General features: G+C 35.3%; 14 protein-coding genes and 1 pseudogene. 10 read left to right on the plus strand and 5 right to left on the minus strand.

What is annotated here, in order from left to right:
* Positions 1-349: 349 nt before the first annotated feature.
* The 4 genes from LC095_RS19780 to LC095_RS19795 all read left to right on the plus strand — a co-directional run bounded on the left by LC095_RS19780 (position 350) and on the right by LC095_RS19795 (position 2,335).
* On the plus strand, positions 350-838 hold the full coding sequence (locus LC095_RS19780) for a pentapeptide repeat-containing protein (RefSeq protein WP_226529801.1): 489 nt from the start codon (positions 350-352) through the stop codon (positions 836-838).
* Positions 839-858: 20 nt separating this feature from the next.
* Positions 859-1,311, plus strand: a complete 453-nt coding sequence (locus LC095_RS19785; RefSeq protein ID WP_226529802.1) for a VOC family protein — start codon at positions 859-861, stop codon at positions 1,309-1,311.
* Positions 1,312-1,429: 118 nt separating this feature from the next.
* Complete coding sequence (locus LC095_RS19790; protein WP_226529803.1) at positions 1,430-1,675, plus strand: hypothetical protein; 246 nt, start codon at positions 1,430-1,432, stop codon at positions 1,673-1,675.
* Between the two features lie 231 nt (positions 1,676-1,906).
* Positions 1,907-2,335 (plus strand): N-acetyltransferase, encoded by a 429-nt coding sequence (locus tag LC095_RS19795; protein ID WP_226529804.1) that lies wholly within the window; start codon positions 1,907-1,909, stop codon positions 2,333-2,335.
* Positions 2,336-2,440: 105 nt separating this feature from the next.
* Here LC095_RS19795 and LC095_RS19800 read toward each other — a convergent pair whose 3' ends face one another.
* Positions 2,441-3,157, minus strand: a complete 717-nt coding sequence (locus LC095_RS19800; RefSeq protein WP_226529805.1) for a hypothetical protein — start codon at positions 3,155-3,157, stop codon at positions 2,441-2,443.
* Positions 3,154-3,903: a hypothetical protein gene (locus LC095_RS19805; protein ID WP_226529806.1), complete on the minus strand. Its 750-nt coding sequence runs from the start codon at positions 3,901-3,903 to the stop codon at positions 3,154-3,156. The genes LC095_RS19800 and LC095_RS19805 overlap by 4 nt, the downstream gene beginning before the upstream one ends.
* A gap of 204 nt (positions 3,904-4,107) precedes the next feature.
* Here LC095_RS19805 and LC095_RS19810 point away from each other — a divergent pair, with 204 nt between their 5' ends.
* The 3 genes and pseudogenes from LC095_RS19810 (at position 4,108) to LC095_RS26935 (ending at position 6,788) form a co-directional block, all read left to right on the plus strand.
* A complete protein-coding gene (locus tag LC095_RS19810; protein WP_226529807.1) occupies positions 4,108-4,701 on the plus strand; it encodes a dienelactone hydrolase family protein in 594 nt (197 codons plus the stop codon).
* 472 nt (positions 4,702-5,173) lie between these two features.
* A complete protein-coding gene (locus LC095_RS26930; RefSeq protein WP_264196134.1) occupies positions 5,174-5,305 on the plus strand; it encodes a hypothetical protein in 132 nt (43 codons plus the stop codon).
* A gap of 176 nt (positions 5,306-5,481) precedes the next feature.
* A pseudogene (locus LC095_RS26935) lies at positions 5,482-6,788 on the plus strand (spore germination protein).
* A 407-nt stretch (positions 6,789-7,195) separates the two neighbouring features.
* Here LC095_RS26935 and LC095_RS19825 read toward each other — a convergent pair.
* The 3 genes from LC095_RS19825 to LC095_RS19835 form a co-directional block, all read right to left on the minus strand.
* Positions 7,196-7,759, minus strand: coding sequence for an SCO family protein (locus LC095_RS19825; protein WP_226529810.1), 564 nt, complete (start codon positions 7,757-7,759; stop codon positions 7,196-7,198).
* On the minus strand, positions 7,756-9,132 hold the full coding sequence (locus LC095_RS19830; protein ID WP_226529811.1) for a sensor histidine kinase: 1,377 nt from the start codon (positions 9,130-9,132) through the stop codon (positions 7,756-7,758). The genes LC095_RS19825 and LC095_RS19830 overlap by 4 nt, the downstream gene beginning before the upstream one ends.
* A gap of 176 nt (positions 9,133-9,308) precedes the next feature.
* Positions 9,309-9,983: a response regulator transcription factor gene (locus LC095_RS19835; protein ID WP_226529812.1), complete on the minus strand. Its 675-nt coding sequence runs from the start codon at positions 9,981-9,983 to the stop codon at positions 9,309-9,311.
* Positions 9,984-10,171: 188 nt separating this feature from the next.
* On the opposite strand from LC095_RS19835, the gene LC095_RS19840 reads away from it, so the two are divergent.
* From LC095_RS19840 to LC095_RS19850, 3 genes are all read left to right on the plus strand, one after another.
* Complete coding sequence (locus LC095_RS19840; protein ID WP_226529813.1) at positions 10,172-11,518, plus strand: PepSY-associated TM helix domain-containing protein; 1,347 nt, start codon at positions 10,172-10,174, stop codon at positions 11,516-11,518.
* Positions 11,519-11,537: 19 nt separating this feature from the next.
* Positions 11,538-12,008: a FixH family protein gene (locus tag LC095_RS19845; protein WP_226529814.1), complete on the plus strand. Its 471-nt coding sequence runs from the start codon at positions 11,538-11,540 to the stop codon at positions 12,006-12,008.
* A gap of 161 nt (positions 12,009-12,169) precedes the next feature.
* On the plus strand, positions 12,170-13,066 hold the full coding sequence (locus tag LC095_RS19850) for a vanadium-dependent haloperoxidase (RefSeq protein WP_226529815.1): 897 nt from the start codon (positions 12,170-12,172) through the stop codon (positions 13,064-13,066).
* The last annotated feature ends 89 nt before the right edge of the window (positions 13,067-13,155 follow it).

The raw sequence follows: 13,155 nt of genomic DNA on the forward strand, positions 1-13,155 counted from the left end.
TACTATAAATTCAACTTCATTTTGTGTGTTTTCTCTTGTATTGAACATAAATATCACCCTCCCAATTAGTTATCTATATTATACCAAATTAACGCGGTGAAAAGTTAAAGTATTCAGATGAAAATAATAGGCTGCCGAGGTTTCTCGACAGCCTGAGAGCTGGTACCAGCTCTTTTTATCTATATATTCCATAAACTACAGAATGTCCTATTAATTTCTGCCACAATAATGTATGTGAATGTATCTTAGATATAAAAGTGTCTGTATAAGAAGGGAATTTCTGTTAATTAAAGAATAATAAATATGATATTGATTGAGACTTTTATACAAATAAAGGAGATGTTGTCCAATGTCGTTAAATGTTCAAAAAGTGGATTTACAAAAAGCTGATATTTCCGGATCGAAGTGGTATGAAGTGAATGCTCAAGAGCTGGAGATAGATAATGTGAGTTTAGCGAACACAAAAGCAATGAATGTTAACATGAATAGTATGGTTATTAATGATGTCAATATGGAACATGTAGATATCTCTAATGCGAATCTAGCTCAAGCGAAAATTACTCATGCTAATTTTAGTCATGCTGTTATTAATCATGTCCATTTATTTGGAACTGAATTTCATCACGTTGTTCTACCAGAGGAAGGCGATAGTAATTATCAGGAAGATGGAGAATACAAACCGGTAAGCTTTCATCAATGTGATCTTACGAAAGCGCAAATAAAAAACTGCAACTTATCTAATATGGAAATTACTGATTGTGATATTTCAGGGTTAAAGATTAATGGAATCTTAATTGAAGATTTAATGAAGAAACAGGAAAGTTTAACTGAAAAATGAACGGAGGGGTGAAGATGTAAATGAAAAAAGGTGATGATAACAAAATAGAAGATATTACAGGTATAACTTGTATTTACATCCCTGTTAAAGATGTATACGAGTCTATTAAATGGTACCAAAAAAGTCTAGGCTGTGAACCTACAAACCATAACCCTATTAAGCCTGGAATGGAAAGTTCAATCTTAAGATTTCCAGATAATAAAGGGGATTTTTCTAGTCCGAGTTTAAGGCAAATGGTACCAGCAATTTTCCTAGTAACGGAAAAGAGAGAAGTTGAAACCTTATTGTTTAAAGATGAAGGTAGTAATCAACATCCTATAGCGTGTTTCATTACGCCTCATATCCATGTGATGTATAAACGTTTCAAGGAATATGAAGTAAATATCTTAACAGAAATTCAGGAAAGTCCTTTTGGATCTAATTTTAAATTTTATGATCCAGATGGAAATATGTTGGAAATATGGCAGCCTTAATTAGACAAGACTAATAGTGAATATTTATATAAGAAAAGATTCTAAACAATCAAGGACCTTTTTTGAAGAAAGTAAGTGAAACCTTACTCTTTATTGTTTCGTAAATAAGGAGAAGGGAGTGGAAATTTTGAAAAAAAGTATTGTATTTATAGGAAGTTTTGTACTGTTATATATAGTATTTGAAGTTTTAACAGGATTGCTCCAGACAGCTCTTTATACTCCTGATTTATCTTCAATGAACAATATTGTGAGTCAAGAAGCGGTGTTTGGAGAAATTTCAATAATACCATTTTTGGCGTCATTATTTGCCGCAACATTAGCTTATTTATTGTCTAAAAGAGTATTTACTACCAATAAAAAATAGGTTTACTAAAGGGAACAGTAATCCAATAATGATCTTCAACACAATTGCGCTCTATTGTGGATTTTTTTAAGTTTAAGCAAACTCCTTATAAATAAAAAAGAGGTAGAGCTCACTTTTAATTGGCGCTATTTTTTCTGTCGTTTTGGCATGTTTCTTAGCTTCTAAGTTTTACTGTTTTATATTTAAGCTTTTACATAGGTGATGACAATTGCAAACAAAGAGGGGATTATTATGATAAGAAAATATAAAAAAACAGATATTGATACTTTGGTCGATATTTGGTATAAAGGTTCATTACAATCACACAGTTTTATTGAGCCAAATTACTGGAGATCACAAATAAGTGAGATGAAAGAAAAATATATTCCGATGTCAGAGACATATGTGAAGATTCACCAATCAAGGGTTATAGGCTTTATTTCAATGCTGGACAACTATTTAGCAGCTCTTTTTGTTGATGTATCTTTTCAAAAAAATGGGGCTGGAAGAGAATTGTTGCACTTTATACAAGATCAAAGAGAAGTGATCGAATTAAAAGTATATAAGAGTAACTCATCTGCACTGCGTTTTTATCTAAATAATGGCTTTGTTATCAAAGATGAACTGATAGATGAGCAGACTGATATGCCGGAGTATCTAATGGAATGGAATAAAAATTAACCTGTTTACAAGATGAAGAGTGAAACTCTCTATCTTAATAAACAGGTCACAAAGAGTAGTTGCTGTGGATGGGTGTATTGTAATTTCGTTGAATGAGAGTACCAATTATTCTAACTCTTCAGGATTCAACTGTTGCATGTATTGAATATAATCTCCTGTATAAGTACCGCCTCCACCGTTACGAAACGTATGATCAAGGTTTATCTCTTCTTGGTTACCGTTATATGCCTGCCATTGAAATAGAAAGGAATGGCTAGATGGCAAGAGCCCTGTTTCTGCCGGGTTAAGGTCAAATGAACCAATCATTTCCTTCCACTGCGATGGCAGCTCAACATATCCGTAGCTCTCTTTCCCAACTTCTATCGAGTGTTTCACTTGTATTTTCGGAAAGTAAACCTCCAATTGACCGGCACCATTCCCATTGGTTACAGAATAATTTCTCTCAGAAGTTAAATAGATATCCCACTTTTGAACCTCATCTTGAGGATGGACATTCCAATAAACATAGGAGCTCCCGTTATTCGCTATAATTTGAGGACCAGAAGCAGAATCCGCTCCTACACATTCCCATTTTCCAATTCTCCATATCCAAATACTCGAACCATAAGAACCATCTTCGGATAAAAAAGGAACAAAATAGGTTTTGTCATCTAGTTGGACAATAGCTTGAATCTCCTTTTCAGATGTTGATATTGGAATTTTCTCTAAAAGTTCTTCTTTTGTATAAAAATCTTGAGGAACGATCAATCTGTAAATAATATACGTACTTACTGCAACAAATCCAACAATAATGACAAGAAGTGCTAGCATCTTCTTTTTCATTCTTCACTTCCCCTTTCCTTCAGGAAGGAGGCCGTGTTAGAACGAAAATAGTATTGATGGTCTTCCGATGTAACAAGTAACCCTTTTCCATCTAATTCTACATATACCTGAACATTTTTCCCAGCTTTTGCTTTCACACCTGTTAACAGATAGGGAAACTTTTCTTGAGCTTTCTCCGGCTCTTTGTTCTCCTCGGTCGGCCATTTTTGCTCTCTAATTTCTTCATACCACTGAACAACATTCCCATGTTCACGTTCAAAAGTAACTAAAGATTCTTCCAGTTTCGTTATGTTAAGGTCAACTTCTTTTCCTGACGGATGTATAGGTATTAACTCAACGTTGGAAATATCAGCAAGATATGTCTCGATTGAATCTTTCGGATAAAACAGTCCTGATAATCCAATTGCCAGTATCGCAGCTCCGAAAAAGATATAGTTCCCAAGGAAGCCTATCCAAGCATATTTTCGATACGCTTGCCAGCGCTCATTTCTCTTTAATATCCCATATAAAATCCAAACCCCGAGAGGAAGAATAGCTAAGGTAAGAACCTCATCAAACATAGGAAGGTTAATAGAAAAAGAAAAAAGCCCAGTCAACACAGTAATCATTATTTTCCAACGATCCGGCCGTTCCTCGATAGGTTGTGCCTTGCATGTACGCCAAAACCAAAAGGCAAGGACCATCCAGGCAAGCATGGTACACGCCACCTCAATTATATTCAATTCAAATTCCCAGTTAATCGCCAATCATTACACCCCAATATTGATAAAAAGTAGTACAATTATCCTTCATCATTTTATCATGACGTTCACTTGCATATTCCAAAACTATCTAACTTATTTGCTATCAAGTATAACCTTATTAATTTTATGATAAAAATAACAATTTCCATTTCATAAAAAGGAATGTGCTTTTTTGTTATAATCAATAAAAAGTATGTGAGGTTTAACGTGAGATTAAAACATCAAAATTCAGAGGCTGTTATTATCGTTGTTCATGAGATATATGGGATTAATATCCATATAGAGGAAGTGTGCAAATCACTTTATAAAGCAGGATACGATGTTATTTGCCCTGACTTGCTAGGTCAAGAGGAAGCTTTTGACTATTCACAGGAGGATGAAGCTTATAGAAATTTTATAAGCAACATTGGATTTTCTAAAGCTTCAGAGATCATGACAAAATTATTAGTAGAAGTAAAAGGCAACTATCAAAAAGTCTTCATTTTGGGTTTTAGTGTAGGAGCAACTATTGCATGGTTGTGTAGTGATAAAGAATCTGTTAGCGGTGTTGTAGGTTATTATGGATCACGAATTAGAGACTTTTTAGATGTAGTTCCACTTTGTCCTACCATCCTATTTTTCCCTCAAGAAGAGCAATCTTTTGATGTTGATAAATTGATAAGCAGTCTAGAAGAAAAGAAGATACCTACATATAAATTTAACGGTTATCATGGTTTTAGTGATCCATACTCTACAAACTATCATAGTGAATCTTCAAAATATGCATATAACATGATGATAGACTTTTTAATAGAACATTGATTCCTCTTATGTATCTAACTATTAAACTATTTAGAATGCAGAGGCTGAATGAAGAATATTAAATTTGATATTTTTCTTCCGCTATATCCGCAGATATTGTTGTTTAATACTATTGTTTCAACACTATAGTCGAATGTAGCGGAAGATACTCGACTTCTGCGGGAGTCGAGGAAAGTCTGAGACCAAGCAGGCGAAAGACGAGTTATCATGAACGAAACTAGCTCCTTACTCGTAAATTCGTAGGTTAATTTGGTAAGAATGTTTATTGGTAAGTAAACAAAAAAAACAAATTAGAGCTACATTACGGAAGGAGCTAGTTATTATGAAGGATACCATAAAATCTGTAGGTCTAGACGTATCAAAAAAACTTTACCATCTTTAACTGAATTTCAAGATACTGAAGCTTATTTGAGGGACAGCAGAAACTGATAATCAGAACAAAGGAATAGGGAGCAGGTAACAAAGATTTGTAATGGAATCATTTCCCGAGAAAATTGTCATATTAGTAGCCGACGGAGAAGATGCCCCTAGAGAAATGTACAAAAAACAAAACTATAATTATCATGGATTTATATATGAAACACAAAAAGTATATCAAGATTAGTTTTCAATACAAGTTTAATAAGTAATACCAGACAATAATAAATGAATTTCTTTGTTTATAAGCAATCGAGCACTGTTCTTGAATAAGAATAGTGCTTTTTATCTTCACAAATATGGATGAAATTTTAGATATTTCCACAAACTAAAATAGAGAAAAAAACTTTAAGGGTGAAATTTATGGTTAAGCAAGAATTGAAAGATTGCCTTCAAGAAAATATTAGCAATATAAAAAATACATTTCATCATACCTCTGACCTTATCGCAAGAAAAATAAAAACAGATATCAAAAGTTCTTTCGAAATCAATGTTGTATATTTGGACGGAATTATTGATACAGACCGCATACAGGAATATGTAGTCAAACCTTTATTAAAGCCTTTTAAGACTGTAGAGTTGAATGAATCACTTATTGACGAAATGATCGAAAGATTTATTGAAGCGGCAGATGTGAATACCACAAATCAATATAATGACTTAATAGATGCTATCGTACAAGGAAATACCGTTATTTTGATTAATGGGTATCAGAAAGGAATTATCATTCCCTCCGCAAAGTGGAAGGAAAGAAGCCTGGAAGAATCACTAGGAGAACGGTCACCAAGGGGGCCGGTTGTTGGGCTAACAGAGCAAATGAAAACAAATATTAATTTAATAAGAAATTCAATAAAAACGCCGGATTTATGTGTAGAGGCAATGGAATTTGGAACAATTTCGAAAACCGCTGTTTCAATATTATTTATAGAAGGTACTGTTGATAAAGGAATTTTAATGGAAGTACGAAAAAGGTTAAAAGGTCTTAAAATAAAATATTTACTTAATTCAAAAGTTGTGGAAGATGCATTGGAAGGCAAACCAAAAACATTTTTCAATCTAGTAAGAACGACAGTACAAATCGACTCATAAGAATGATTGCCTTTATCTTAGCTGTGTACTTACCAGGTGTATATGTTGCAATAGCAAACTTTCACAAAGAGGGGTTACCTAACAATGTTTCAAAGGCTTTAATAACTAAAGATGAGTTAATGCCAACCTTTTGGGAAATGGTGTTTCTATTATTTTTCATAAGAATATTATTCGATTCTTCATTTCGGATTCCGAAAAGTGCTGTGATTTTGCTTTCCTTAATTGGAACCATTGTAGTAGGCGAAACAGCTGTTACGGCAAAATTAATTCATCCAGTTAGCCTCATAATAGTAGGTATAACAGCTATTTGTAGTTATTTACTCGCTAACAGAGGAACGCTAGCGGCTGAAAATATTTTAAGATTTCTTTTTATGATAGTTGCTCATTTTTTTGGGTTTAGCGGAATGATCATTGCTGCAACTATTCAAATTATTTATATGGTAAGTCTTAAATCAATTGGAGTTCCCTTTCTGTCTCCGGTGATTCCATTTAAAATAGAGGAATTGAAAGATATATTTTTTAGGGCGGATTTACAGACACTAATTAATAGCAAACACACTTATACTGAGGATGATGATTAGTTTTTTGTTTGTATGGTTCTATTTCTTAAGATCACAAAAAATATTATTTATCAACATATCTCGTCCTTGGCTATATTGTTCCTATTTCGAATATAAATGTAGGTGCCGAATAAAGCTAGTATGGTTTTGGACACAACTTAGTTAAGCATTAAAATGTTTCTACCTTAGGGGTTGTGTCCATATGGAAAACAAAAAGGCATTGAAACACTTAAGAAATCTCACGTTTTTGCCTCCATCTTTACTACTACAATTAATTCTTGTTCACTGTTGTGATATAGATCCTAAAATCTCAATGTTTGTTAGAATTCTTTACTAAATGAAGTTGGTTAGTAGATAGCAAATTTTTGTCCAGATATTTTTAATCGAATTAGGGTTTACTCCTTAGTATGCTAAATGAAAACATTCAATTATGACTTCAGTAGTTTCTTTACTTCCGCAATCACCTCATCAAAATGACTCTGCTGAAACCCAAAGTTGCTCACAACTTTTCCATTTTTATCGACTAAATAAAAGCTAGTTGAATGAATCACCTGGTCAGATGATGACGGCTTTTGAACAAGAGTTTGAAATTCTTCTCTTGCAAATTCCTCAATTTCCTTTTGACTGTAGTCTGTCAGCATATGCCAGTTTGATGAATCTCCTGTGAATTTCTCCATAAAAGTATTTAATACATCCGGAGTATCAATCGTTGGATCAACACTGAAGGAAACAAGTTCAACGTCAATGTTTTGTTTTTTTAGTTCTTTTTGAAGGGCAGACATGCTTGCAGTCATTGGTGGACAAACCGTTTCACAACTTGTAAAAATAAAGTTCGCGATCCAAACCTTATCTTTTAGGTTTTCGGATCCGAAGGGTTGTCCATTTTGATCTGTATATGCAAAAGATTTCATTTGAAAAGATGGCTCGTCTTTCGCGCTGCATGCCGATAAAAACATACAGCATATGATGACGAAAAGGGAAACTTTTTTCATGATGAGTTCTCCTCAGATAATAATGGAATTTGGACGGTCACAACTGTACCGTTTTGATTGTCACTTGTGATCGAAAAGGTGCCGTTATGTAAGGTGACGATTTGCTTGACGATTGAGAGACCTAGGCCTGTTCCGCCTGTTGAACGATTTCTTGCTTTATCCGTGCGGTAGAAACGCTCCCCGATTCTTTGAATATCAACCTTGTCAATCACATGCCCCATATTGGTAACAGTGAGGATCATCATATCATGATCTGTCCCTAAATCGATCAACACTTCACTATGTAAAGGTGAATATTTAATCGCATTATCCATCACGTTATACAATACCTGTTCCATCCGTTTAATATCGCCAATGATGATCACATCCTCTTCAACTTTCATTGAGTGTTGGATCTCTTTTTGGGCAAAGCGAATTTTAAAGAGATCAACCGTATCATACAGCAGTTGTGCCATGGCAATAGGTTCTTGTTCTATCACATATAAATTTTCTTCTAAATGATTAAGTTCAATAAGGTCGTGAACAATTTTGTTCAGTCGATCTGTTTCTTTTTCGATAGTAGTTAAATAGCTGTCTGCTTCTTCCTTAGAAGAATATAAATGCTGCTTAAGTGCTTGAGTATAGCCGGCAATATAGGTGAGAGGTGTCCTTAGTTCATGGACAACATTTGAAAGAAACTCCTTTTTTCTTTTTTCCTGCTCTTCCAGTGATGAACTCATAAGATTGAATGCATCGGCTAGTTGTCCAACTTCATCAGAACTTGTTAATGGAAGCCTGCTTGAGTAATTTCCTTCTGCCACCTCTTTAGATAATGCCTGCATATCTGTTAACGGCTTGAAGAGAGATTGCCTGATTCTGTTGACGATCACTAACAATAGAATGAAAAAGATTGTTCCTGCTAAAATGAGAATAGGAAGACTGCCTTCAAATACCTCCTGCATCGCGGCTAACGGGACATAAATATAGACAATTCCAATTAGTTCTGTTTCGTTTTGAATAGGAAACATGGCACCAACGATATTCCGGTCAAATTCTTTTACATAGCCTTCTTTTAAAATATAATTTCCTTGAGATAATGTTTCTTTATCCTCAGAATTTATTAACGACTCATTACCAATTTGATAAGGAAAATACTCCTGAAGCTCATCAAATGTATCAACAACTAATACTTCATATTCTGATACAATATTAAACCAATGGATCTTTTCGATAATTTCCTCGTTTAAAGAGCCGTAATGATAATGAGAGGCAGTGTTTTCTCCTTGGTAAATAACAGATTCACGAATGCTGTCCAGGTATAAATCTTTATATAAAAAATGTAAAAAGAAAAATGAAAACAAAATGGTGCTCGCAATACTAACTAAAATTAGCAAAAATACTTTTTGACTTAAAGATAAAGTTCTCACCTTTACACCTCTACTTTGTCCCATCTTAACGGGCAGTATAACTATTAAAGAAGGATATGAGACAAGCATAAATTAGAGATAACTGCCCGTAAAGATCCGATAAGTTTCGCTAACCACAAGTGGGGGATGAAGAAAACCCCCACTTATGGAAGTCTCACTTTATAGCCTTTTCCCCAAACAGTCTGAATAAGAGTCCCGTGCTGCTTAAGTTTCAAACGCAGTGTCTTAATATGTGTATCAACTGTTCGTTCACTGCCAGTATAAGAATAACCCCAAATGGATTGTAATAGCTGTTCTCTCGAAAAAACTTTTCCGTTATTTGTCGCAAGTAGAAGCAATAGCTCATATTCCTTTAATGTTAAAGAAAGGGGTTGCCCATTTATCGTGGCAGAGTGTGATTCTACATCAAATGTAAGCGGGCCGATTGCTTTTCTGGAAGAGGGTGTAGTGGCCACTTTTGCCCTTCTTAAAACCGATTCGATCCGTGCTAATAATTCACCGGGATGGAACGGCTTCACAATATAATCATCACCGCCTAGTTTTAACCCATGGATTTTATCCCATTCTTCTCCTTTTGCGGTTAAAAAGATTAGTGGGATGTCATGGGTTTTTTTCACTTCATTTGCAAATGTAAACCCGTCCATATAGGGCATCATGACATCAACTAGTAGAAGCTCAGGTATATTGTGTTTGATTTTGGAAAGTGCATCAATGCCATTTGAGGCTTCTAATACCGAGTATCCTTCTTTTAGTAGAAAGGTTTTGACCAGTTGTCTCATTTGGACTTCATCTTCAATAATCATTATGGTTACACTCATGTGATGTCCCTCACTTATTTACACTATGATTATCTATCATACATATCATTTTACTTTTAAGTTGTGAAGTTTTTGTGAGTTTTAAAAGAGTCTACTGTTTTAGAAACTAGTTTTCTTCACAATTCCCACACATTTTTCTTTTATTATGATAGTTAACGAAAAATAATGGAAGAGGAGTTACAGAAGTGATGAAAACAGATAAGCAAACACGGCCTTCTCTGTATAAGACGGTGTGGAGATGGCATTTTTATGCCGGGCTGCTCATTGCCCCATTTCTTATTATTCTTGCAGTTACGGGTTCGATTTATTTATATAAGCCGCAGATTGAGAATTTTCTCTATAAAGACCTTTATGAGGTAACCCCGCAGGATGAGCGAATTTCTCCAACTACTCAGATTGAGGAAGTGAAAAAACACTATCCTGATGCAGTTGTAACGACATTTCGACCTGGAGAGTCAGATAATCGTTCGAGTGAAGTCGGCATTATGAATCATGATGAATCTCTTACCATTTTTAGTGACCCTTATACAGGAAACATTATTGGAGAATTGAACAACGAAGATCGAATCATGGATAAAATAGAAGAATTCCATGGTGAATTAATGGCAGGTACAGTTGGTGACCGAATCGTTGAGTTAGTTGCATGTTGGGCTGTTATCCTTGTCATTACTGGTTTTTATTTGTGGATGCCTAAGAAAAAATTCACGGTTTCAGGAGTCCTTATTCCCCGATTTAAAAAGGGCAAAAAGATCCTCGTGAGGGACCTGCATGCAGTGCCCGGTTTCTGGATTGCAGCTGGTATGTTGTTCTTAATCATGACAGGCCTGCCTTGGTCAGGATTCTGGGGAGGTCATTTCCAAAACTTCGCCACACAAACAGGTGTAGGATACCCACCTTCCATTTATTTCGGAAGTGCTCCGACTGCAACGATCCAAACAAAGGATATTGCAGACGTACCATGGGCAGCTGAAAACCTGGAAATCCCCTCTTCAGAAGTAGAGGGATTTATTCCAATACCGATTGATGAAGTGGTTACAGTAGCAGAACGTGAAGGAATTCATCCAAGTTATACGATCTATATGCCAAGTGACCCGACAGGAGTTTATACATTATCAGCTTATCCTCCAAAAGCACAGGATGAGTTAACGATGCATGTGGATCAGTATACGGGTGCAGTTTTAACCGATTATCGGTTCGAGAACTATGGACTCATTGGTAAAGTAGTAGCTTTGGGGGTTACCCTTCATAAAGGAACACAGTTTGGCTGGTTCAATCAATTCATTAGTCTTATCATTTGCTGGGGAATTATCTTTGTGGCATTTAGCGGCTATTATTTGTGGCTAATTCGAAAAAAGAAACATGATCTTAGTGCGCCAAAAGCACCTAGCGCAAGGAAAGTAAAAGGATTTCTGATTCTAGTAATTATATTAGGTATTATTTTCCCGTTGGTCGGGGTGTCGATCATTGTTGTTTGGCTTATTGATTGGCTTTTCATTCAAAGAATCCCAAAATTAAAGCAGTTCTTTCATGCTTAAGGGAAGGGGGAGAGGTAGAATGAGAAAAAGATTTAGCTATTCAATCGCAGCTTTGTTTGTCATGATCTTAACGGCATGTTCAAATGAACAGGAGGTCGTAACATTATATAAACAAGAAAACCCTATTAATCTGGACATTTATATACCGGAAACATTTACAGACAATCAACAAGAGACGATAAAAGTAAAGCTTACACAATCAGGAGAGCCGGTGGAAGATGCGGATTATGTCCATTTTGAAATTTGGAATCAAGAAGGTACTGTTCATTATGAAATGGAGCAAGCTAAGAAAGAGAAAAATGGGATATACAGTGTAAGGAAAGACTTTAATGAAGAAGGTCTTTATTTTGTCCAAGTTCATGCAAGTAACGATGGTTCCATCATCATGCCGCAAAAGCAATTTGTCGTTGGAAAGTTAACAGAGAATGATGTGGAATTTTTAGAAAGTCATACAAAACCACAGAGTAATGGGCATGAAGGTCATCATTAAATTAAGTGACAATAAAGACTTATATAATATTATAGAGTTAAACATGGAATAAGAAAGCGAAATGATTAAGTTACAAGCCTAGTGCCTATTTGCCTATACTTTTCTTAATTTCTCTCATACTATGAAGTATTTAGAAATTAAGAATGTGAGGTAATTTAGTTATGAACACAACATATTTACGATGGTCTGAGGTGCCATATGCGGGAGAAGCGAAACAACCTACTAATCCGGTTACCCCTTTGGCAGGCTCATGGCCTCTGGTTTATTTGCAAAGAGACAGGAACGGAAACTTTCTTACCCCTAACGGAAGGAAAATGAAACTTCCTATCACACATCCCAACCTGATTGACTTCAATAGAGAGTTACTTATTGTTCAAAATACGCTAAAAAAACTTACCCCTAATCAAAAAGAGATTGGGATATATTATGGAACAGGTGTCCCTACCAAACAGTGGACTCCAGTAATCGATCGCTTAATTGATACGTATGGTGTTGGTCCAACAGATGCAGCAAGGATATTAGCTGCTGTACAGGGTGCTGTTAATGACACAATGATCATAGTGTGGAATTTAAAATATCGATGGGATGTAGCAAGGCCAAATCAATATGACCCAAAAATGAGAACATTATTATGCACACCTCGTTTTCCAACTTATCCATCCGGTCATGCCACTATGTCAGGATGTGCAGAAGTCGTGCTAAGCTACTTCTTTCCAAAGGAAGCAAAAAAGCTTCGGAAAATAGCAAATGACAATGCTCTTAGTCGTTTGTATGCAGGAGTTCATTTTCCAGCAGATAACGATGAAGGACTGAAATTAGGGAGGTTTATTGGGACAGTTATAGTAAATCACTTAAAAACACAACGTGATAGTGATCAGAAACCCATGGATCATCCATCTAACAATTTCCTAAATGCAGATATTTTTCCTGACGATTACAATCAGTTTATTCCCTTCGATTTCCCAAAAACATGTACTTCTCATGTAATGGATGAAAAAGAAACGAGCACAGATAAAGATAAAAACATCCATGTTCCCAAACCATTAATATACTTATAGGGATTGCGCTGAAATGAATATGAACGTCGTAGATTAAACGAGTACTTGGAACATAACCTCCTACCTCCCCCGTAACAAAGGGTAAGTGG

Origin of the sequence: Metabacillus niabensis (assembly GCF_020524345.1) — a bacterium.
GTDB classification, from domain to species: domain Bacteria; phylum Bacillota; class Bacilli; order Bacillales; family Bacillaceae; genus Metabacillus; species Metabacillus niabensis_B.

Bases quoted from the DNA above. Each gene is read 5' to 3' on its own strand.
- LC095_RS19800 (WP_226529805.1), bottom strand. From the start codon at position 3,157: ATGAAAAAGAAGATGCTAGCACTTCTTGTCATTATTGTTGGATTTGTT.
- LC095_RS19835 (WP_226529812.1), bottom strand. From the start codon at position 9,983: ATGAGTGTAACCATAATGATTATTGAAGATGAAGTCCAAATGAGACAA.
- LC095_RS19795 (WP_226529804.1), top strand. From the start codon at position 1,907: ATGATAAGAAAATATAAAAAAACAGATATTGATACTTTGGTCGATATT.
- LC095_RS26930 (WP_264196134.1), top strand. From the start codon at position 5,174: ATGGAATCATTTCCCGAGAAAATTGTCATATTAGTAGCCGACGGAGAA.
- LC095_RS19785 (WP_226529802.1), top strand. From the start codon at position 859: ATGAAAAAAGGTGATGATAACAAAATAGAAGATATTACAGGTATAACT.
- LC095_RS19825 (WP_226529810.1), bottom strand. From the start codon at position 7,759: ATGAAAAAAGTTTCCCTTTTCGTCATCATATGCTGTATGTTTTTATCG.
- LC095_RS19780 (WP_226529801.1), top strand. From the start codon at position 350: ATGTCGTTAAATGTTCAAAAAGTGGATTTACAAAAAGCTGATATTTCC.
- LC095_RS19840 (WP_226529813.1), top strand. From the start codon at position 10,172: ATGAAAACAGATAAGCAAACACGGCCTTCTCTGTATAAGACGGTGTGG.
- LC095_RS19845 (WP_226529814.1), top strand. From the start codon at position 11,538: ATGAGAAAAAGATTTAGCTATTCAATCGCAGCTTTGTTTGTCATGATC.
- LC095_RS19850 (WP_226529815.1), top strand. From the start codon at position 12,170: ATGAACACAACATATTTACGATGGTCTGAGGTGCCATATGCGGGAGAA.